This is a genomic window from Wolbachia endosymbiont (group A) of Therophilus tumidulus, assembly GCF_964277345.1.
In the GTDB taxonomy this organism is placed as follows: Bacteria; Pseudomonadota; Alphaproteobacteria; order Rickettsiales; family Anaplasmataceae; genus Wolbachia; species Wolbachia pipientis.
In genome coordinates, this window is the sequence record NZ_OZ195515.1 from 204,915 (window position 1) to 226,297 (window position 21,383).

Consider the following 21,383-nt stretch of genomic DNA (forward strand, 5'->3'; position numbering starts at 1 on the left):
AAATCTATGGCAATAACTCTTTTAGACACAAAAACCATAAACCGTATAGCAGCGGGGGAGGTGATAGAAAGGCCAGCAAGTGTAGTAAAGGAATTAGTGGAAAATGCAATAGATGCTGGAAGTTTAGAAATAGAGATCAAAATAGAAAGTGGTGGGCGTAACCTTATTATTGTGACAGATGATGGTAACGGAGTAGAAAAAAACGATTTAGAACTTGCGTTTATGCGCCATGCTACTTCAAAATTGAGCGATAGTGAATTAATAGAAATCAAGCATCTTGGCTTTAGAGGAGAAGCTCTGCCTTCAATAGCAGCAGTAAGTAGGATAAAATTATCGTCTAAGGCAAGAGAAGCAAATGAAGCATGGTCTATAAGTTATGAGGGTGGAGAGAAAATAGGGGAGCTAACTCCTTACCCTTTATCACAAGGGACACATATTGAAGTACGAGATTTGTTTTTCGCTACCCCAAATAGACTAAAATTTCTAAAAACCGAAAGAGCAGAAACTCAAAGCATTGTTGATATTGTAAACAACCTAGCAATGATTAACTATCATATAGGGTTTACTCTCACTTCAGGTAATAAAAAGCTCTTAAAATACGCTAAGCAGACTTCGTTATTTCATAGATTGTGTGAAGTAGAAGAAGAATTTCAGGGCAATTCTTTGGAGATCAATGAAGAAGAAGACGACATTAAACTTACGGGACACATCTGTAAGCCGACCGTCAATCGTGGTAAGTCCACTCAGATCTATACGTTTGTTAATGGAAGGCCAATCAAAGATAATCTACTTATTGGCGCAGTTAGGTATGCATATCATGATTTTATTCCAAGCGATAGGTATCCTTTTGCAGCGTTACATTTAGAGATACCTTATGATCAAGTAGATGTAAATGTGCATCCAAATAAGTCAGAAGTAAGGTTTCAGAATAAGAAGCTCATATATGAGATAGTGACAAGAGGATTAATTAAAGCGTTGTCAAGAAGGATAGGCACCTTTCCAGCGCATGACCAGAAAATGGATTCAACATTGCCGGATCCTTTTGATAAACCTAATGTTCAAAAAGAATTTTATGAAAAAAGACCAAGTCCTTTTAAAAATCAACTAATAAAAGAATTTGCTTCTCCAAATGAAAAAGCAAAAGGCTTATCAGAACAGTCAAAATCGTTTGATTATACCGGCATACAGAAATTTCCATCACAAGCGGAGACTATGGTTCTGGAAAAAAAGGTGTTAGAGCAAGTTGATTTGATAGAGAGCCACCCGCTCGGGTTTGCACGCTGTCAGGTCTATAATACTTATATTATTGCAGAGGTAAGGGACAAATTGATTATAGTCGATCAGCATGCAGCCCATGAAAGACTAGTATATGAATGCTTAAAACAAAAATCAAGTATAAAAAGACAAAAACTGCTTCTTCCTGAAACGGTTGAAATTAAAGATCAGGCTGGAATGGAGATGATTGAAATCTATAAAGATAAGTTATTTGAAATGGGTTTTGATATTGAAATCAAATCAGAGAATAAAGTGATAGTAAAAGAAATCCCTGCAATCTTGGGCACAATAGATGTGAAAGAGATGCTAATTAACATAATTGATAGATTAACGGAAATAGAAGATACATTGCCAGTAGAAGATAAAGTGAACAAAATATTGGCCACTATCGCTTGTCATGGATCAATTAGAGCGGGTAGAAAAATGAGGTTAGATGAAATGAATGAGCTGCTGAGACAAATGGAAAAAACCCCATATTCCGGGCAATGCAACCACGGAAGACCAACTTATATAGAAATGAAACTCAGTGATATTGAAAAACTTTTTGAGCGTAGGTAATGAGGTTGCCATAAATATGTAAGTGCTCCTTTCTCGTCATCCAAGTAGCTCATAGAAACGAAAAAACTTCCTTGACAAACTCCGTCAGCCCCTTTATCATGAAACTGAAGCTATTTATTTATCTTCGCAATCTGTGCAGGTTAATGACAAAAAACTTAGGGTATTTGGCGTCTCATGTTTAATTTTTCGCACTACGTGCATCGCATGTCTTTAAAAATTTCTGGGTTTTTACCTATATAAGCCGAAACGCGCTTACAAAGCGTTTAAGACAGCAAAAAACGTCAAATTGACAAGGGAGAATTTGAATACTAGCTACCCTAGGGTTTCTTTGCCTTTTTTCCTGCTTGGTAAATTTCTTAAACACTTGCGGTGTAGGTTAGTTGCAAGTTAAAAGCAGCTAAATCGCTCTTAATCAAGCGTTTTAGAATAAAAAAAACGCCGATATTTTAGTACATGGTAAATAGCCAACCACCACGGGGCTTCTTTTGCCTTTTTTTTCGCTTAGTAAATTTCTTAATGTTTATAGCTAAACGACAACCGTCATCCCGCTACGTGTTAGCGGGATCTATGTTAAGGTATGACAGTTAAGTAGGGGATCTATGTTAAGAGATACCGCGAATGAATCGCGGTATGACGGTTTGCGGCGGCATAGTAATTCGTCATCCCGCTACGTGTTAGCGGGATCTCTTGTTAGCGCCGCGGCGGTATGACGTCTCGCTTGCAACCTATAGCTTTGTCATTCCAGTGCTCCTTTTTTTGTCATCCCAGTGCCTTGACTATTTGGATCCAGAAAACTTAGCTTCGAGTCAAGTAGGCTGCAAATAAAAACTGGATTCCAGCGTCACGCGCTGGAATGACAACCTGACAATCGTCATCCCGCTACGTGTTAGCGGGATCTATGTTAAGAGATACCGCGGCGGTATGACGTATAGAAACTAAAAAAGTTCTTTTTTAAAAAACTTAAGTTATACTTATAAGTATTTGATACTTTTTATAGTGATTATGTCGAGTTTAAGCTGCCTTTATGGTGATAATGCAGAATTTGTGGAAGAAATGTATAGCCGTTATTTGCAGGGTGATAAATCAATCGGGGAGGATTGGTATAGAATTTTTTCAAGCAATTTAGAAGTTAATAAAGCGGAGACCTGCGGTGCACAACATGTAACTAAGGTGGATGATTCAGTTTCTAGTTTAGCAAATTTTTTCAGATCTTACGGTCATTTTTTTGCGGATCTTAATCCGTTATTACCCAATGTGAATAAGGAAGTAGATTATCAGAAATATTCGAATCTATATCCGGCAAGTGACGCTGGAATCTATAGAGATATTTACTGCAAGAACATCGGTTTTGAATTTATGCATATCTCCTCTTATGAGGAGAGGATGTGGCTGCAGGAAAAGATCGAAAATCAAACCTATACGCTGAGTTCACAAGATAAAAAGGAAATACTGAGGCACTTGATCGAATCTGAGATGTTCGAGCAATTTCTCCATATGAAATTTCCTGGATATAAACGCTTTTCTATTGAAGGTGGAGAATCAGCTATCGTTGCAATTGAAAAAATCATTAGTGATTCTACGGTTTTTGGTATTGAAGAAATAGTTCTTGGCATGGCTCACCGCGGACGACTCAATGTTCTAACCAAAGTGATGGGGAAAGAATATGCGGCAATGCTGTCTGAATTTCAAGGCAATCTTGCATACCCAAGTGGTCTTGAGGTGTCCGGTGATGTTAAATATCACCTTGGTTACTCTTCTGATCGAGCACTTTCAGGTGGCAAAAAAATACATTTAAGTTTATGCCCTAATCCATCTCACCTTGAAGCGGTAAATCCGGTTTTGGCTGGAAGAATAAGAGCAAAACAGAATATAAGATCTGTGCTTGGCATATCAATTCATGGTGATGCGGCTTTCATCGGTCAAGGAGTGGTTGCTGAAACTTTAACCTTAAGCAATATTGAAGGCTATAAAGTGGATGGCATTGTGCACATTGTCATTAATAACCAAGTTGGTTTTACTGCTAACCCATGTTGCGCACGATCCTCTTTTTATTGCACTGATATAGCAAAATCAATAGAAGCTCCAGTGTTTCACGTCAATGGAGATAACCCGGAAGCTGTGAGTTTTGCTACAAGTCTGGCGATGGAATATAGGCAGAAATTTAAAAAGGACGTAGTAATTGACATAATGTGCTACCGCAAATATGGCCATAATGAAGGTGATGAACCGAATTTCACTCAGCCACTTATGTATAAGGTGATATCAAAGCATAAAACTCCTGGAACATTGTATGAAGAAAAATTGACTGCAGAGAAAGTATTAGATGGCGATGAAGTAAATAAATTGCGCAGTGAATTCAGGGCAAAATTAGATAAAAGTCTTGCTGAATCAGCGGCTTACACTCCAAAAAAAGCTGACTGGTTCGGTGGAGTGTGGTCAAAATTAAGAAGAGCAAAGCTGAACGATTTGAGCGAATACTACACGGATTCTGGTGTTCCGCCAGATGAGCTGAAAAAATTAGGTGTGCGTATAAATAGCAATATCCCAAGTAACTTTAACATTAACAATAAGGTTAGAAAAATACTCGATGGCAGAATAGACAGCATAAATTTTGGTAGTAATATAGACTGGGCAACTGCCGAAAGTCTTGCGTTTGCATCACTGCTCACAGAAAGAATAGGAGTGCGTTTATCAGGACAAGACTCTGGTCGTGGAACTTTCTCGCACCGTCATTCAAGGCTTGTTGATCAGGTAACAGAAGAAGCATTTATTCCGCTAAACAATATAAATGAAAAGCAAGCTCACTTTGAGGTCATAGATAGCGCACTATCTGAGTATGCTGTAATGGGCTTTGAATATGGATATAGTCTTGATTCTCCGTATTCACTGGTGCTCTGGGAAGGACAATTTGGTGATTTTGCAAACGGTGCGCAAATTATGATCGACCAGTTTATCGCATCTGCAGAAACAAAGTGGTTGCGATCAAGCGGTCTAGTTTTATTGCTGCCTCATGGTTATGAAGGACAGGGATCTGAGCATAGCTCCGCACGTATAGAGAGATTTTTGCAACTCTGCGCAGAGGATAATATGCAGGTAGTTAATTGTTCCACTCCGGCGAATTACTTCCATGTCTTACGCAGACAAATGCATAGAGACTTTCGTAAGCCTCTGGTAGTGTTTACACCTAAATCGCTACTGCGCCACAAAAGAGCAGTATCTAACCTATCTGATTTTGAAGGAAAATTCCTCACAGTAATTCCAGAATGTAGAACAGGTTTAGTTTCGAATGATAAAATACGTAAAGTTGTAATATGCAGTGGTAAAGTTTATTACGACATATGTGAAGCACAAAAAATAAACGATATAGCAGTAATACGTTTGGAGCAATTCTATCCTTTTCCTGCAGATAAACTAAGTAATGAACTTGAAAAGTACAAAAACGCTGAAATTATATGGTGTCAAGAAGAACCAAAAAATATGGGAGGATGGTTTTTTGTCAACCCATTGATAGAAGAAGTGTTATCTAATCTCGATATCCAAGCAAAAAGACCTAAGTGTATCGCAAGACCTGCTGCTGCATCTCCTGCATGTGGTTATGTTAGTGTTCACACTCAGCAGCAGGAGGAGATTTTAAAGCAGGTTATGCAGGGGATCTAGCACAATTGTGCAAATATTGAAGCGAAAGCTGGCAAGCGAACATTGTTCATCAGATCTTGACGCTGGGCACTGCAGCCAGGCGCAATAGAAAACGCATTACACCAATAAAGCCCTTTTGGTACTCAAGCAAATATAAAAGATTTTTATTCTATTAAAAAAAATTTAATTTTTATTAAAATTTTCATTTATTTTTATTTAAAAAGTAAACATTATTAATATTTACTTTAATTAATATAGGATATATATGAATACAAAAATATTTGAGATGTTAATAAGGAGAACTGGTCTACGCAGAGATAGCAAAGCTGAGATCATACAGTTAAATAGAAATGAAAAAGCTTTTGTAGATGAGGATAAAGAATCTATCGAATTAGCTGAGGCCATTTTTGAAGAGAATAATATGTTTCGTTTCCGCAAATCAGGTCCTGCTATGGATTACATTTTGCACAAATTAATAAATGATAGGAAGCTTTTCGAGGAAATGAAAGATAGAGGTACAAGTATAATACGTCTTTTTTCTTTGTTATCAATGTATCATGGTCTTCCCAAGTGCTGTGTTGTGAGAAGAAGAGGGCGTATTACTGAGTGTGGAATATTTGCTTATGCTGACAACTGTTTAGAACTAGTACCTTTAGAGGACTTTATACTTATTGAACCTTCCTCGTACCTCGAGTACATTGTGTTTGACAATGAGAATATCAGAAATAGGTTAGCTGAAGACTTAACTGAAGATAAAACAAAATTAGATATCTTTTTGAATGGAATTTTAGCAACAAAGAATTCGGATTTAGTATTATCTTGTATTAACAAGATAGAGGTTCTTAATGAGGGAGATAGATATTTTGTTAATCTCTTACAGAAAAACAACATGCTAGACTACATCTTAAACAAAGATGATACAACACTTGCAAAATCAACTCTAAAGGAGTTGTTGAAGCTTTCTATTTTGCAGGAAGAAAAAAGCACTGAGTTAGAATCTCCCCAAGCTTCAAGTGTAAATGTTAGCAAAGCTCAGCAACATTGTAGTATATAGCTGGTGATAAAGTTTAAAATAATTGCATATACTGAGGCTCATTTAGGTATAGAGCCTCAGTGGTGCTTAATTTTTCAATTTATGGTAGACTAGTAGCCCTACTATGATGTGGATCTATGCTCGCTTATAACTAAAATTTCACTTCCACCAAGGGGATATTATTCCAGCTATTGCTTCCATAGTCATCAATCGAAGCGTTTAAGTAATCTGTATCAAAGCGTACGGGCACATCAAATTCGAAGCTCGCAGTGATTATTGCATCTTTTACTGGCGGTTTCATGAATGTTATTTCTCCCGTTGAATAATTTACTGAATATTCACTCTCTTCTTTACCATTTAAATAAATCTTTACTGTCCCATGTACTGGCTTTTTGATCATACGTATATGCTTATCTTCCCCACTTACATAAGTTTTGATTAGCTGAAAAGTCGTTTTTTTGTTATCTCCTATACCAATCTCTTGGTTGATGGCTATAAAATCCGACCAATCCTTAAAACGAAACCCTATTGCTTTACCTTTTCGTGCATGAAAAAATGTTATTAGTTCTAGTAGCTGCTCGTTTGATCTGACCCCGTAAGCTATGTTGTATCTAGTGCGTGCATGAGACCAATTGATGTTGCGCTGTTCACAACCATTGTGAGTTGTTACAACGTCAGTGGAAAATTCCGGTCCTCCAGTGGAACCATAAGATATATTTTCTGGAAATCTAATTTCTGTGAATGACATATGTCCTCCTGTGAAAGTAAAATAGTTTGGTTGAAGAAAATGTTGTAATTTGAAAGCGTTTCACATAGCAAATGACGCTATGGAAAGTGGATGAGACCACTGAGTTAAACTGCTGTCATACCCACAATTACTATACTCAGGCTCATTTGAGTTGTCAAGCAAAAAAAATAAAATTTTATGGCAAATTGAAACTAGCCTTGCTTGCGACTTAATTCATCTACTTTTTTGCGTAGTACATTCAAATCAGTTGCTCCTACGAACAGGCTATCTCCAATTATTAAAAAAGGTGTACCACCTACTCCCAAATCTCTTACTAGAAGCCTACTGTTGTTTATCATTTGCTCAATTTTGTCTGCATTATTTTTCATGGAACTATTAAAATCATCCTCATCAATCCCTATGCTTTTCACTATATCCAATATGCTTTCGTCTGAAAATTCTCCTTTGTGACTTAAAGCAGCATGGTGAAAATCGAAATATTTTTCTTTATCGAGAAAATAGACAGCTAAAGCACTTTTTGCTGCCTTTAAAGAAGCGTTACCAAGTATTGGAGCATCCCTAAAGATATACTTAATTTTGCCGTCGTTAATTAACTGCTTTATATCATTCTTTATAGCTTTGCAATGTCCACAAGAATAGTCAAGGAAGCCTACAGCTATAACACTACTATTTTCATTTCCTGAGTAAGGATAAGCGGAGTCGAATATTTCATTTTTGTACTGTAAAATTTTACCTTTGGTCGCGTTATCTCGAGCAGCGTAACTACTTTTAATCGACTCCTCTTTGAGAGTTTTTACGATCTTATCAAAATTTCTGCTTATATAATTATCTAATTTCTCACCTATATAATCATCGTTTAGCATTTGGCTGCGATTTGAAAGCCAATTGTTTATTATCGGCAAGCTTGCTATTGCTATTATTAAAATTAATAAAAACGATATTCTAGACATACAATTTATTTAAAAACCTACAACATAAAACTTTTAGTACACATTTATCTGTATATTAAAAGAAGCATCTAATGTTAATATATAAAAACATTTATATCAAGTGTATTTTATAGTCAGTTTTGCTTCAAATGCAAACTTTAACAATAAAAACTAAGCGCAAAACTAATCAGAAAGTTTAAGATGCAAACAGCAAAAGCGCACGGAGCATAGATTTAAGTTGTTTCCGCTGTGTATAATTTTCCGCGGAATAAACATATGAGTGAACCAATAATTGGCAGAGAAAAAGAAATAGCTATTCTACAAGACAAACTTCTTTCTCAATCAGCCGAATTTATTGCTGTTTATGGTCGGCGTCGTGTAAATGTTGTATTATCTGCATTTTATCAGCATAATATAGAAGTAATGTAATGCAGATATTATGCCGATGCCAAATTATACGATTACTTCTAAAATTGCTAATTGCCTTATGAAGATTGAAGCAGCAAAAGAAAAAGTGTTACATTTGCCACTCACTGTATCGATGCTCTCGTCCCTTCGTGAAACTGCACGGCTTTATACCACACACTATTCTACTATGATTGAAGGAAATCGACTTGAACCTAAACAGATTGAAGAGGTTTTAAGTGGTAAAAGCCACTTTCCAAAATATAGGAGAGATGAAAATGAGGTTAAAGGATATTATGCAGCTTTAACTCAAGTTGAACAATGGGCAGCAAGGAGAATACCCATTACTGAGAAAGCTGTTCAAACACTACATGCTCTAGTAATAGCAAGTGGAAAATCTAAAATAAAATCAACACCTTATCGTGATGGTCAAAATGTTATCCGCGATAGTCTTACACGTGCAATAATTTATATGCCACCTGAAGCAAAGGATGTACCAAAGCTCATGAGCAGTATGATTGATTGGATTCGTAACAGTGAGCAAGTGCCTTGCCCAATTATTGCAGGTATTGCGCATTATCAATTTGTAACAATTCACCCTTACTATGACGGTAATGGTCGTACTGCAAGATTGTTGACTACATTAATTTTACACCTTGGTGGGTATGACCTAAAAGGACTTTATTCATTGGAAGAATATTATGCTAAGAATCTAGGAGCGTATTATGAAGCAATCAGTATAGGTCCATCGCACAACTATTACATGGGACGAGCTGAAACTAAGTGGGTGGAGTATTTCGTAGAAGGTATGGCAAATTCATTTGAGAACGTTTTACAACGTATAAATAAAGAAGAATACCACGCTGATCAGACTGATCTTATACGTAAGCTTGATCCTAAACAACGCAAAGCTCTTGAGCTCTTCCAGGAGTTTTCCGCTATTACAGCTAGTCAGGTTGGCGAACTATTTAATTTTAAGCCTCGTACCAGTGCGCAACTTTGTAAAAAGTGGGTGGAAATGGGGTTTATCAAGATTGTAGATTTTTCCAATAGAGGAAGGAAATACAAACTTAGTAAGCAATATGAAGATTTGATCTCAAATTAACTGAAAGCTCGCTAGACAGTGCATAGATCAAATTTCAATAAAGTGCTTGAAAACTAGATATAAACTTAAAATTTTAAAAACTGGAATATGTACAACAACTTACGCGACTTCATCAAAGCCTTAGAAGAAAAAAAAGATCTGATTAGGATTAAGGAGGAAGTTTCAACAGTTCTTGAAATGACAGAAATTCACCGTAGGGTTTTGTCAAACAAAGGGCCAGCGATCATTTTTGAAAATGTTGTCACAGAAAATGGTAAAAATTCGATTCCTGTTTTGGTGAATTTATTTGGTACTATTAAGAGGATTGCATTGGGGTTGAACATAAACCCTGATGAACTAAGAGATCTTGGTAAACTTTTAGCATTTTTGCAATCACCTGAGCCGCCAAAAAACTTTAAGGATGCTATAAAAATGTTTCCTTTGTTGAAAGTTGTGTTATCGATGCGAAGTAAAATAGTGAGCAAGGCTCCATGTCAAGAGGTAGTGCTAACCGGAGATGAAGTGGACCTAAGTCTACTGCCCATTCAAACATGCTGGCCAAATGAACCTGCACCACTTATCACCTGGCCAATTGTGGTAACGAAAGGACCCACGAAAGAAAAGCAAGATAATTTTAATCTTGGAATATATCGTATGCAGGTTATAGATAAAAAAACAACACTAATGCGTTGGCTTGCACACAGGGGTGGCGCAACTCACCATAAGCGTTGGAAGGAAGAAGGCAGAAATATGAAATTTCCTGCTGCTGCTGTGATCGGTAGTGATCCTGCAACGATTATTGCTGCGGTAACTCCAGTGCCAGAAACATTGTCAGAATACCAATTTGCTGGACTGCTGCGAAAGAAGCCGCTTGAACTTGTAAATTGTAAGACTATTCCACTTCAAGTGCCAGCTCACGCGGAAATCATTCTGGAAGGCTATGTGAGTTTGGATAGATATCAAGATGAGGGACCATATGGAGACCACACTGGCTACTATAATTCTGTTGAGCAATTTCCAGAATTTAATATTACTGCAATTACTATGCGTAAAAACCCGATATATCTTAGCACTTTCACTGGCAAGCCACCTGATGAACCATCGATTCTTGGTGAAGCACTCAATGAAATTTTTGTGCCCATTCTTATCAATCAATTTCCAGAGATAGTGGACTTTTATCTGCCACCGGAAGGTTGCTCATATAGAATAGCGATAGTGTCGATAAAAAAATCCTATCCAGGGCAGGCAAAAAGAATTGTTATGGGCATACTTTCTTTTCTAAAGCAGTTTTTATACACGAAGTTTATTATCGTTGTTGATAATGATATAAATGTACGTGATTGGAAGGAAGTAATGTGGGCAATGTCAACGAGGATGGACCCTGTGCGTGATACAATCATGATAGAAAGTGTACCTATTGATTATTTAGACTTTGCTTCCCCTGAAAGTGGACTTGGAGGTAAAATGGGATTTGATGCGACAAATAAAATCCCGCCTGAAACCAAACGAGAGTGGGGAAAGAAAATTGAGATGAGTGAGGAAATAGTAAGGAAAGTCGCGGAGAAGTGGGAGGAATATATGGACTAGACTTCTTGCATAAAAGCAGAAAAAAGTTTGGCGTTTTTTATAATGCCGTAATTAGCATTAACTGATAATTGTGCGTCACAGTGCCCTTTTTTTGTCATCCTATAGCTATACCGCCGCGGTATCTCTTAGCCGCTAACAAGTAGTGGGATGACGAGCTTATCGTCATCCTGCCGCGAACCGTCATACCGCGATTCATTCGCGGTATCTCAGCCGCTAACAAGCAGCGGGATACTTAGGGATGACGGTTGTTGTTTAGCTGTAAATATTAAGAAATTTACCAAATGAAAAAAAAGGCAAAAGAAGCCCTGGGGTTATTATCCGCTTTAAAATATTGGCGTTTTTTATGTTTTAAACGCTTGACAAGCGAGATTCAGCCGCTTTTAATTGCAACTAACTTACGCTGCAAATGTTTAAGAAATTAGACTTCTTTCGAAACTAGGATAAAGCAGTAAAAATAGTAATTTTGAGGTAAGGAGAAATGAAGTATGAAATAGTGAAAGAGCTCGATAAAGGGGAGTTTCGTCGACTAACAGGAGTAAAGAGATCAACATTTAACAAAATGGTAGGGATTTTATGTGAAGAAAATAAAAAAAAGAAAGCCAAAGGAGGAAGGAAAAATAAGCTAAACGAGGAGAATATGCTGCTCATGGTATTAGAATACTTACGAGAATACCGTACATATTTTCACATAAGTCAAAGTTATGGAGTAAGTGAAAGTACGGCATATAAAACTGTAAAATGGGTAGAGGATACTCTAATACAACACCAAGATTTCGCATTGCCAGGACGAAAAGAACTCCTAAAAAGCGACGTGAAATATGAGATTTTGGTGATTGATGCAACGGAAACACCTGTAGAGAGACCAAAAAAAAGCAGAAAAGATTTTATTCAGGAAAGAAGAAAAAACATACGCTAAAAACACAAATAATTGCAGAAAAGAAGAGCAAGAAAATTATTTGTACGTCATTTTCAAACGGGAGAAAGCATGACTTTCGGCTTTTCAAGGAGTCAAAAGTGCATGTATCAGAAGGTATAAAAGTTTTAGCCGATGCTGGCTATAGAGGTTTTCAGAAAATTCACAAAAATGTCGAGTTGCCACACAGAAGGATGAAAAAGAGTCCCTTAATTAAGGAAAAAAAGGTAGAAAATCGGGAGCTAGCAAGCAAAAGAGTAGTAGTTGAGAATGTAATTGGTCTGTTAAAAAGATTCAAAATTATTGCAGACAGATACCGCAATCGGAGAAAACGTTTTGGCTTGAGATTCAATTTAATAGCAGGAATTCACAATTTTGAGCTGTCTATATGAGTTTCGAAAGAGGTCTATTTACTAAGCAGAAAAAAAGACAAAGAATCCCCGAGTTAGCTAGTCTTTTACTATCTCTGTCGAGTATTGGCATTTTTTGATGTCTTGTAACGCTTTATAAGCGCGTTCAGCTTATTTAGATAAAAATCTAGATGTAGATGAAGTTTTGTAAAGACATACAGTATCTATATACTGCAAAAAATTGAACATAAGACGCCGATACATTAAGTAATCCTTACCTTTTAATCTGCAGATTGGCGAAAGCAAATACAATAGCTTCAGTTTCATGATAAGAGGGCTGGCGAAGGGTGTCAAGCAATTTTCGTTTCTGCGAGTACCTGAGTTTATTGACTTCATTAGAGCCAAAACTCTTGAGACCTAGGTGATAATTCTATCTAAAAGGATGCCAAAAAAGAGAAGCAACCCTACGTAGGAATTATTTTTAAATATGGACATGCATTGACTGGGATCGTCAGGATTGAAATTTTTGTATTGGCGGTGAAATATGAACCCTACAGCAAGTAGAGCAATATAAAAAATGTTATTTAATGATGATAAGATACCAGCATATAGCCACGTCATAAGAGATATTAAATAAAATCTTTTCAACCAAGATTTTGTTGTATCACCAAAATATAATGCGGTAGATTTCATCCCGAGTTTTTCATCATCTTTTTTATCTTGATGGGCGTATATGGTGTCATAGCTAAGTGTCCAGAAGACGCATCCTATATAAAACAGCAAGGATTCTATACTGATCTGGTTTGTTATTGCTGCTGAGCCCATGAGCGATCCCATATTGAAGGTAAACCCTAAGAACAATTGTGGCCACCAAACATACCGCTTTAATAAAGGGTAAGTAGCTATCATACACATTGAGATTATTCCAAGTATGAGTGTAGTTTTATTAGTTAATAATAAGATTACCAGGGCAATAGACAGTAACAGTGAAAGTAAAGCTAAAGCCTGCTTTATGTTTAATGCACCACTTGCAAGTGGCCTATATTTTGTTCGTTCAACGTGCGCATCTATTTTTCTATCGAAGATATCATTGATTATGCACCCTGCGGGTCTCATTAAAAATGCACCTATAGTAAACAAAACAAGGAGAAAAAGAACCTGATACGATAGAGAAGTTGAGGCTAAAAGAATACCGCTCAAACTGGGAAATAGCACAAGCCACAAACCCGTTAAACTGTGCAACCTCATTAATGAAAAGTAACGATTGAAATGCATTAATTAAGTGTGATTATGTAATATTTTGCTTACATTAACAAAATTATCGAACGCTAAGTCAGGCTTGAAAACTAGTTCAGGTATAAATCGCAAATCAACATAACACAATATAGATTTACGTATTGACCATGCAGACTGGTTCATTTCATTAACAACAGTGTTAATATCACAATTATTCTCAGAAGGATCTCCAGTGCGTCTTTTTTCTGGATCTAAGTAGTCAGCTACTTGAATATTCAATGAAGATAACACAATATATACATCTGCTTTTTTCAAATCTTTACTTAATTTTACGTCAGATACCGCTACATTTTTATTGAACACCTTACCTTCCATTAGAATTCTTGATATTGCTCTATGCAATACCGATGCTATCTTTAGGTTTCTAATTTCCTTTTTCATATCCAGCTACTATAACACCCTTTCTTCTTGCACTAATTGATAAGCTTCCAAAATATCTCCAACTTTAATATCGACATTACCCTCTAGTGATACTCCGCATTCAAAGTTTACACCTACTTCTTTAACATCATCTTTAAATCTACGTAGTGCTTTTAACTTTCCTTCATGCACCAATTTGCCACCACGCATTACCTTAATTAAAGAATCTTTTCTTATGACTCCATCACTTACGTAACATCCAATGATATTACCAGCTTTAGATACATTAAATATTTGCCTTACAGATGCAGAACCAACACGAACCTCTCGTGTAACAGGCTTTAACATTTTAGTTAAATACATTCTCATGTCATCAATGAGCTCGTATATTATGTTATAAGTATGTATTTCTACACCTTTTTGTTTTGCCAAGTCCCTTATTTTTGAGTCCACTTTTACATTAAAAGCTAAAATTACTGCACTTGATGCTTCTGCAAGCAGCACATCTGAATCTGTTATCCCTCCTACTGCTTTGTGTAGGATATTTAATTTCACTTGATCTTTACCGAGTTTATCAATTGAACTTGATATTGCTTCAATAGAACCAGTTACATCGCACTTTAAAACTACAGATAGTTCTTCTATTTCACTGTTATTACGGCTGAATATATCTAAATTATTGTCGCCCAAATCTTCTTTCTTTTTCTTGATCAACTCTAGCCTGTATTCAACAATTTCACGCGCCTGCTTTTCAGAATTTACAACAACAAATTTATCTCCAGCATTTGGTACACCATTTAGACCAGTAATTTCAATTGGAGCGGAGGGTAGTGCTGCTTTTTCTCTTTGACCAAGGTGATTAACCATACTACGTACTTTACTGTATGTTGTACCAACTACCAATATATCACCAACCTTTAACGTTCCTTCCTCAACTATCAATGTAGCTGATATTCCTTTCGCTTTATCTATTTTGGATTCTATTACCCATCCAAGTGCTCGACAATCTTCTATTGCTTCTAGCTTCATTAATTCAGCGATTAACAAAATCGTCTCTTCTAGTTTATCTAAATTAGTTTTCTTTTTTGCTGATACTGGCACAATCATAACATCACCACCAAGCCCTTCAGGGATGAGATCATATTGAGGCAAACTATTAATTATTTTTTCTACATCACCAGGCTCAGATTTATCAATTTTATTAATAGCAACTATAATGGAAACATTTGCTGCTTTTGCATGATTTATTGCTTCAACTGTTTGTTTCATGATTCCATCGTCAGCTGCAACCACTATTACAACTATATTAGTAATATTGGCACCACATGCACGCATCGCAGTGAACGCTTCATGTCCTGGTGTATCAATAAAAGTAATTTTTTGCTTATCTTTTGTCGTTATTTGATAAGCACCTATGTGTTGAGTTATGCCACCTGACTCTCTTTCTGCAACATTAGATTCACGAAATGCATCGAGCAATGAGGTTTTACCATGATCGACGTGGCCCATAAAAGTGACGATTGGTGGTTTAAGTTTTTTAAGCAGGCTTTCTCTGCCTTCTATAAAAAATAAATCCTTTTCTTTGTTGACATCGCTCACTCGTTTGGCCGTATGATTAAATTTTTTCACTATTTCACATGCTATATCTGGATCCACCAGATCATCTACTCTATAACTCTCACCAACTTCTTCTTTGAACATTTTTAGCACACTCTTGCTATCTTCTGCCATACGAATAGATAACTCCCTGATAGTTATTTTGTCTGGTACAATAACTTCTCTTGATATATTTTTACCCTTAGTAAACTTTGACTTTCTACCTCTTATACCAAACCTTTGCTTAAATACAGGGGGTTGTTCAGTTTTTTCATCTATTGCCTGTGCAATTACCAGTTTAGAATGCTTAGAATATATATCTTTGTTGACTTTAAAAGACTTTTTATCGTTGTCCTCATGGTCAATACTATCTTCTTTTGGTTCAACTAAGTGGGTATTACTTAAAACTTGCTTATTTATTTCCTTAGATAAAGCGTCCGCTTCATTTTTCTCGTCAATCTCTTTATTGCTGTCTTCTTTTGCTGTTTTCTCTTTTTCTTCTCTCTGATTTCTTTCTTTCAGCAAAGCAGCATTCTGCACAGCATTAATGCGAAAAATTTGTTCTTTCTCTGTTAAAGAACATAATTTACTCTCGTCAAATAAATTATGTTCTTCTGCATCATGAGATTTTTTTCTTCTTTTTTTTACTACTGTAGCTCCAGTACTTGGGCTAGCTGAAGAGTTTAAATTGAGGTCTAATTTAAGCTTGCTTAAACCTTGGAGCGTTAATTTTTTATCACTGATATCTTCATTATTCATATTATTTTATTATATTAATCCAAGCTTTTTACGTGCTTCTATGATTATTGAATCTACTGTATCTTTTAGATCTTCTTTGCTATCGGATGAGGAAGAGAGTATGCTGCAAAACTCATAACTTGATAAATCTGCTATGTCCTCTAAAGTCTTAATATCATGCTTACTAAGAGCAATTTTATTGTCTATTGATAAAGTTAAATTGATTACATCATCCTCCATACCTAAACTTTTTAGCTCTTCTATTTTTCTATCATTTTCTGCTTTCAGGTACTTATTTGCTCTATTGTGAAGTTCGTTTGCAATATCTTCATTAAAGCCCTCTATTGAAGCAAGCTCTTTAATTGAAGCGCTAGATATGTCTTCTACACTTGAAAAACCTTCTGTTACCAATAGCTGACCCATAATCTCTTCTAAGTTTAAAGCTTCAGCAAATAAAGCTGAACATTGACTAAGTTCTTTACTTCGCCTTTCTGATTCTTGCTGAGTGCTTAATATCTCAATTTTCCATCCAACAAGCTCTGAAGCTAATCTTACATTCTGGCCCTTTTTTCCTATCGCTAAACTCAATTGATCTTCAGCAACTATTAACTCTATGCAATTTTCATTTTCATCAATAATAACCTTCGATACTTCTGCAGGAGTAATGGCTTTAATAACGAATTGACCCAAATCTGAGGAGTAATTTATAACGTCAATTTTTTCACCATTTAATTCGTGTATAATAGTTTTTATTCTATCTCCCTTAACTCCAACACAAGCACCTACTGGATCAATGTTCTTGTCGGGAGAGAAAACGGCAACCTTAGACCTTGAACCAGCATCTCTAGCTATACCTTTAATTGTCACTAATCCGTCAGCAATTTCTGGTATTTCTTGATTTAATAATGCCTCCAAAAAGCCTTCATGAGTCCTAGAAAGAATAATTTGACGTCCATCATCAGAGCGCTTAACAGTCTGTATGTAAGCTTTAACCTTATCACCTTCACGAAATGATTCACCACCAGTTAAATTTCGCAATGGAAGATATGCCCTAGTGCCATTTATGTCTATAATAAGATCTGAATATTCTACTTGTTTAACAATACCATACCTTATTTCTCCCACTTTATCTTTAAACTCCTCATATTGCTTTTTTGACTCTTCATCTTTAATTACTTGAGCAATCTTTTGCTGGGCAATTCTTGCTGAAGCAAGATCAGTGTTAAGAGAGAGCAATTCACTAACAGTATCTCCAACTTTTGCATCTCCTTTTATTAATTTAGCTTGTGTAAGCGTAATTGATTCACACTCAGTATTCTCTTTTTCATTTGATTCATCATCAATAACTTTTAGTTTTCTATATGAAGTAACTTTGCCTGTGTTTCTATCTATATCAACTACAATTTTACTTTTGCTACCATATTTTTGATGAGCCACTGCTTCTATAGCACTTTCTAGTGCCTTTATTACAACATCAAAATCTAAACCTTTTTGAAGTGAAAGCTCTCCTGCTGTTTTTATTACATCAAGGCTTCCAACTATGTTATTCTTGTTACTTTTCTGCTTAACACTGCTTTTACGATTAGCAATCATAATAAATAAATCCAATGTAATTAGTTATAATTATAGCTCCAACGGGCAAAGAACACTATCTTAAATGTTAAATGATTGCTAATTTAAGTCAAGTTTTTTCATGTTTTTGTATAACAAGCAACGCAGGAGTAAAGAATAAAGTTAAAACCGTTGCAGCCAATATTCCACTTGCTATGGTTGTTGAAATGTCAACCCACCACTGGCTTGATGGAGCATCATATGTGATTTGTAGCGTAAAAAAATTGATATTTAACCTGGTAATCATCGGTATTAAACCAAGAACTGTGGTTGCAACGGTAAGCAATATTGGCCTAACGCGAGAAATTGCAGCGTTTATTACACATCGCTTGATGTCATTTTTGTGTACCTTAATTTGATGATGAAAGGCATCAAGCAATAGTATGTTATTATTCACTATAATTCCTGCCAAAGCAATTATCCCCACTCCACACATAACAACTACGAAAACTTGTTGGATAAGAAAGAAAACAAAAAACACACATGTTGTGGATAAAAACACTGCTGTCATTACGATAAATGTATGGTATACATTATTAAACTGTGTCACTAATACCAATATCATTAGTGTAATCGCTAATATAAAAGCCTTTAACAAAAATGCTCCTGATTTTTGTTGATCTTCTTTGTCGCCTTTAAAATCAATTTTTACTCCCTTGTCCCAATCCTGGGCAATAGAATTCTGAATGAACTTTACTCTTTCATCAACAAGATAGCCAGTATCAACGTCAGCAGAGATTGTCACTGTGCGTAATCCATCAATCCTGTTTAGTTTGTTTACCTTTTTTTCGGGAGCATATTTTACTATGTTGCTCATAGGATACGGGCCATTAACTGTATTGATAAAAAGATTGTCTATAGTCTTCATATTGCGGTCCTTTCTGGGGAAACGGAGTACAATATCGATTTCTTCATCCGTGTTATTTGGTCTATATTTTCCAATCAATACTCCATTTGTAACCATCTTTATAAAATCGCCAATGGTTGCAACACTTACTTCAGAGCTTGTAGCCTTACTCTTATCAACACTCATATTCCACTCTATTTCAGGTGCTGATCTGCTATCTTGAATATTTATAAACCCGGATGAAGGTTGGTTCATAATTTCTAGAATTTTCTCTGCTGCTAAATTCAAACTGGATACACTTCCGCTGAGGTTAATTTGTATTGGCTTGTCAGCCGACGGTCCTGGCTTTTCCTCTTGAACATTAATTATTATTCCTTTCATGTCTTGCACACTGCTCCTTATATCATTTAGTATGTGCTTAGCTTTGCGCCTGAAGCGCCAATCCATAAGTTCTAGTTGTATTCTGGCGATAACGTTGTCTGAAAATGCTCCTGATCTAGCATAAGAAACATGAATTTCTTTTTCAATGCTCAAAATGCGTTCTTCCACTTCTTTGAGTATCAGATCTCGTTCTTTGGCTGATAAGCTTTCTTTTGCTTTAACACTGATTAAAATATTATCTGAATCCACTTTCGGAAAAAACTTTACTCCAGGACCAAAAGTAAAGTACAGCACACTAAATGAAAACAAAACGAATACAGTAGCACATACGAATTTTTTAGGATGATCCAAAACCTTCTCTAGCATGCGTACGTAAGCTCTTATTATAGGCCCAGCATTTTTTATTTCACCACTTTCTATAGCACTCATTTTTTTTATTTCTTTTTTTGAAGTTATCGAAGGCTTACCAAATATTGCACCAAGTGTTGGTATAAAAACCAAAGCCATAATGAGCGATCCAGTCAAAGTTAGGATTATTGTAATTGGTATGTACTGCATGAATTTACCAACAGTATCAGGCCAGAATAATAGAGGAAAAAACACTGCTAATTTAGTTAACGTTGATGATAGAACCGGATAAAACATATCACGAACTGAAGTGTAAAAAGCTTCTACTTTGTCCATTCCGCAGATCATCTTTCTATCGGCATATTCGCTGATCACAATTGCATCATCAACCAGCATGCCAACAGCCATAATTAAACTGAAGAGCACAACGATATTTAAGGTTATACCCATAAAGTAAAGAGCTATTATCCCAATGAGAAAGGAACCGGGTATCGAGAGTGCCACAAGAATAGCAATCCTTGTTCCCATAGAAAGCATCATTATGATCAATATTAACAACACAGCAAATATTATGCCGTTTTCCAAGTCATCAAGCACATCGCGGACGTTTTTTGACTGGTCGTTTAAGTACACCACTTTTAAATTTTCAGGTAATTGATCTTTTGCCTTATCCATTAAGTATTTTACTTGATTTACTGTGTCTATTATGTTTTTTCCGTTACGTTTTGAAATTCCTAGCACGACACTAGGTAATCCATTAATGCGAGCAAATCCTTGGTGATCCTCAAACCTAGGGTATACTTTTGCTATATCTTTGATTCTCAAAACTGCATCGCCTTGAGATCTAATAGGAATATTCATAATATCTTCTATATCTTTTAATAACCCTGATATTTTAATCGAATATTTACCGGTATCATTTTCCAGTGACCCAGCTCCCACTAGTCTGTTATTGCTTGATATAGCTTGGAATATTTCGTTTGATTGAATGTTATATTTTGTTAGAACTGTGGGCTCAACTATCACTTCCACTGTTTCTTTACGCATACCTGCCACTTCAACTTTGAGAACATTTGGCAGAGATTCTATTTCTTTCTTTAGCTTGCGTGCTATTTCAGTTAAGGCTCTTTCTGGCAAATTACCAATTAAGCCGACATTGAGTATCGGAAATAAGCTCAAGTTTATTTCATTGATTATCGGAGATTCCGCTTCAACAGGTAACTTCGATTTTATGTTTGAAAGCTTTGAACGGACATTATCGAGCACTTCTTTATTATCATACTCTGTTCCAAATTCGAGTATCATGTGAGCACCATCATTAGTTGCAAAAGCTCTCAATTCTCTTACACCTTCGATGGATCTTAGTTCATTTTCTATAGGAAGCACTAATAGCTTTTCACTATCTTGAGCAGAAATCCCAGGAAGTCCAACAAACACGCTGATTATAGGAATCTGTATACCAGGATTGCTTTCCCTTGGCATTTTTACATAAACGTATGAACCGAAGATAAAAATTACTATAAGTAATAATACCACCGCCCTGTTTCGCTCTATGAGTAAGCTCTGCATGTTGAATGTTAGCTGAATATGTGTGTTTGTACAATATTATAGTCGAGATACATTGCATATTAATTAATCCTTGTGTAGCTTTAAAACTTTATGCAAATAATTAAAATTTTCGCAAAATT

14 protein-coding genes are annotated in these 21,383 nt (G+C 36.0%); 7 read left to right on the forward strand and 7 right to left on the reverse strand.

Features of this window, described 5'->3' with window-relative positions:
* The first annotated feature begins 6 nt into the window (after positions 1 to 6).
* The 3 genes from mutL to ACICQD_RS01140 all read left to right on the forward strand — a co-directional run bounded on the left by mutL (position 7) and on the right by ACICQD_RS01140 (position 6,523).
* Positions 7 to 1,833, forward strand: coding sequence for a DNA mismatch repair endonuclease MutL (gene mutL, locus ACICQD_RS01130; RefSeq protein WP_395461480.1), 1,827 nt, complete (start codon positions 7 to 9; stop codon positions 1,831 to 1,833).
* 1,002 nt (positions 1,834 to 2,835) lie between these two features.
* The gene (locus ACICQD_RS01135; RefSeq protein WP_395461481.1) at positions 2,836 to 5,490 is read left to right on the forward strand and encodes a 2-oxoglutarate dehydrogenase E1 component; all 2,655 of its coding nucleotides are present in this window, start codon (positions 2,836 to 2,838) and stop codon (positions 5,488 to 5,490) included.
* Between the two features lie 244 nt (positions 5,491 to 5,734).
* Positions 5,735 to 6,523, forward strand: coding sequence for a hypothetical protein (locus tag ACICQD_RS01140; RefSeq protein WP_395461482.1), 789 nt, complete (start codon positions 5,735 to 5,737; stop codon positions 6,521 to 6,523).
* Positions 6,524 to 6,653: 130 nt separating this feature from the next.
* Here the strand turns inward: ACICQD_RS01140 and ACICQD_RS01145 are convergent, their stop codons facing one another.
* Both ACICQD_RS01145 and ACICQD_RS01150 read right to left on the reverse strand, forming a co-directional pair.
* On the reverse strand, positions 6,654 to 7,250 hold the full coding sequence (locus ACICQD_RS01145) for a TIGR02217 family protein (protein WP_138265061.1): 597 nt from the start codon (positions 7,248 to 7,250) through the stop codon (positions 6,654 to 6,656).
* Between the two features lie 191 nt (positions 7,251 to 7,441).
* A complete protein-coding gene (locus tag ACICQD_RS01150) occupies positions 7,442 to 8,200 on the reverse strand; it encodes a DsbA family protein (RefSeq protein WP_395461483.1) in 759 nt (252 codons plus the stop codon).
* A gap of 255 nt (positions 8,201 to 8,455) precedes the next feature.
* On the opposite strand from ACICQD_RS01150, the gene ACICQD_RS01155 reads away from it, so the two are divergent.
* The 4 genes from ACICQD_RS01155 (at position 8,456) to ACICQD_RS01170 (ending at position 12,560) form a co-directional block, all read left to right on the forward strand.
* Positions 8,456 to 8,608, forward strand: a complete 153-nt coding sequence (locus ACICQD_RS01155) for a hypothetical protein (RefSeq protein ID WP_007548541.1) — start codon at positions 8,456 to 8,458, stop codon at positions 8,606 to 8,608.
* Positions 8,609 to 8,666: 58 nt separating this feature from the next.
* Positions 8,667 to 9,689 carry a Fic family protein gene (locus ACICQD_RS01160; RefSeq protein ID WP_395461484.1) on the forward strand — a complete coding sequence of 341 codons (1,023 nt, stop codon included), beginning with the start codon at positions 8,667 to 8,669 and terminating at the stop codon, positions 9,687 to 9,689.
* Between the two features lie 87 nt (positions 9,690 to 9,776).
* A complete protein-coding gene (locus ACICQD_RS01165) occupies positions 9,777 to 11,255 on the forward strand; it encodes a UbiD family decarboxylase (protein ID WP_395461485.1) in 1,479 nt (492 codons plus the stop codon).
* A gap of 478 nt (positions 11,256 to 11,733) precedes the next feature.
* A protein-coding gene (locus ACICQD_RS01170) for an IS5 family transposase (protein WP_395461446.1) occupies positions 11,734 to 12,560 on the forward strand; the annotation gives its coding sequence in 2 pieces (ribosomal slippage) (positions 11,734 to 12,121 and positions 12,121 to 12,560; 828 coding nt in all).
* A gap of 375 nt (positions 12,561 to 12,935) precedes the next feature.
* Here the strand turns inward: ACICQD_RS01170 and ubiA are convergent.
* The 5 genes from ubiA to ACICQD_RS01195 form a co-directional block, all read right to left on the reverse strand.
* Positions 12,936 to 13,793, reverse strand: coding sequence for a 4-hydroxybenzoate octaprenyltransferase (gene ubiA / locus ACICQD_RS01175; protein WP_182319897.1), 858 nt, complete (start codon positions 13,791 to 13,793; stop codon positions 12,936 to 12,938).
* A 3-nt stretch (positions 13,794 to 13,796) separates the two neighbouring features.
* Positions 13,797 to 14,195, reverse strand: a complete 399-nt coding sequence (locus ACICQD_RS01180) for a ribosome-binding factor A (protein ID WP_038249615.1) — start codon at positions 14,193 to 14,195, stop codon at positions 13,797 to 13,799.
* Positions 14,196 to 14,204: 9 nt separating this feature from the next.
* Positions 14,205 to 16,529 (reverse strand): translation initiation factor IF-2, encoded by a 2,325-nt coding sequence (gene infB / locus ACICQD_RS01185; protein WP_264329615.1) that lies wholly within the window; start codon positions 16,527 to 16,529, stop codon positions 14,205 to 14,207.
* A gap of 9 nt (positions 16,530 to 16,538) precedes the next feature.
* Positions 16,539 to 18,101 carry a transcription termination factor NusA gene (gene nusA / locus ACICQD_RS01190; protein ID WP_070357032.1) on the reverse strand — a complete coding sequence of 521 codons (1,563 nt, stop codon included), beginning with the start codon at positions 18,099 to 18,101 and terminating at the stop codon, positions 16,539 to 16,541.
* 88 nt (positions 18,102 to 18,189) lie between these two features.
* Positions 18,190 to 21,264, reverse strand: coding sequence for an efflux RND transporter permease subunit (locus ACICQD_RS01195; protein ID WP_208571588.1), 3,075 nt, complete (start codon positions 21,262 to 21,264; stop codon positions 18,190 to 18,192).
* Positions 21,265 to 21,383: the final 119 nt, after the last annotated feature.

What these genes read in the sequence shown, in the direction of transcription:
- mutL (WP_395461480.1), top strand. Translation starts at nt 7, where the DNA reads ATGGCAATAACTCTTTTAGACACAAAAACCATAAACCGTATAGCAGCG.
- ACICQD_RS01135 (WP_395461481.1), top strand. Translation starts at nt 2,836, where the DNA reads ATGTCGAGTTTAAGCTGCCTTTATGGTGATAATGCAGAATTTGTGGAA.
- ACICQD_RS01140 (WP_395461482.1), top strand. Translation starts at nt 5,735, where the DNA reads ATGAATACAAAAATATTTGAGATGTTAATAAGGAGAACTGGTCTACGC.
- ACICQD_RS01145 (WP_138265061.1), bottom strand. Translation starts at nt 7,250, where the DNA reads ATGTCATTCACAGAAATTAGATTTCCAGAAAATATATCTTATGGTTCC.
- ACICQD_RS01150 (WP_395461483.1), bottom strand. Translation starts at nt 8,200, where the DNA reads ATGTCTAGAATATCGTTTTTATTAATTTTAATAATAGCAATAGCAAGC.
- ACICQD_RS01155 (WP_007548541.1), top strand. Translation starts at nt 8,456, where the DNA reads ATGAGTGAACCAATAATTGGCAGAGAAAAAGAAATAGCTATTCTACAA.
- ACICQD_RS01160 (WP_395461484.1), top strand. Translation starts at nt 8,667, where the DNA reads ATGAAGATTGAAGCAGCAAAAGAAAAAGTGTTACATTTGCCACTCACT.
- ACICQD_RS01165 (WP_395461485.1), top strand. Translation starts at nt 9,777, where the DNA reads ATGTACAACAACTTACGCGACTTCATCAAAGCCTTAGAAGAAAAAAAA.
- ubiA (WP_182319897.1), bottom strand. Translation starts at nt 13,793, where the DNA reads ATGCATTTCAATCGTTACTTTTCATTAATGAGGTTGCACAGTTTAACG.
- ACICQD_RS01180 (WP_038249615.1), bottom strand. Translation starts at nt 14,195, where the DNA reads ATGAAAAAGGAAATTAGAAACCTAAAGATAGCATCGGTATTGCATAGA.
- infB (WP_264329615.1), bottom strand. Translation starts at nt 16,529, where the DNA reads ATGAATAATGAAGATATCAGTGATAAAAAATTAACGCTCCAAGGTTTA.
- nusA (WP_070357032.1), bottom strand. Translation starts at nt 18,101, where the DNA reads ATGATTGCTAATCGTAAAAGCAGTGTTAAGCAGAAAAGTAACAAGAAT.
- ACICQD_RS01195 (WP_208571588.1), bottom strand. Translation starts at nt 21,264, where the DNA reads ATGCAGAGCTTACTCATAGAGCGAAACAGGGCGGTGGTATTATTACTT.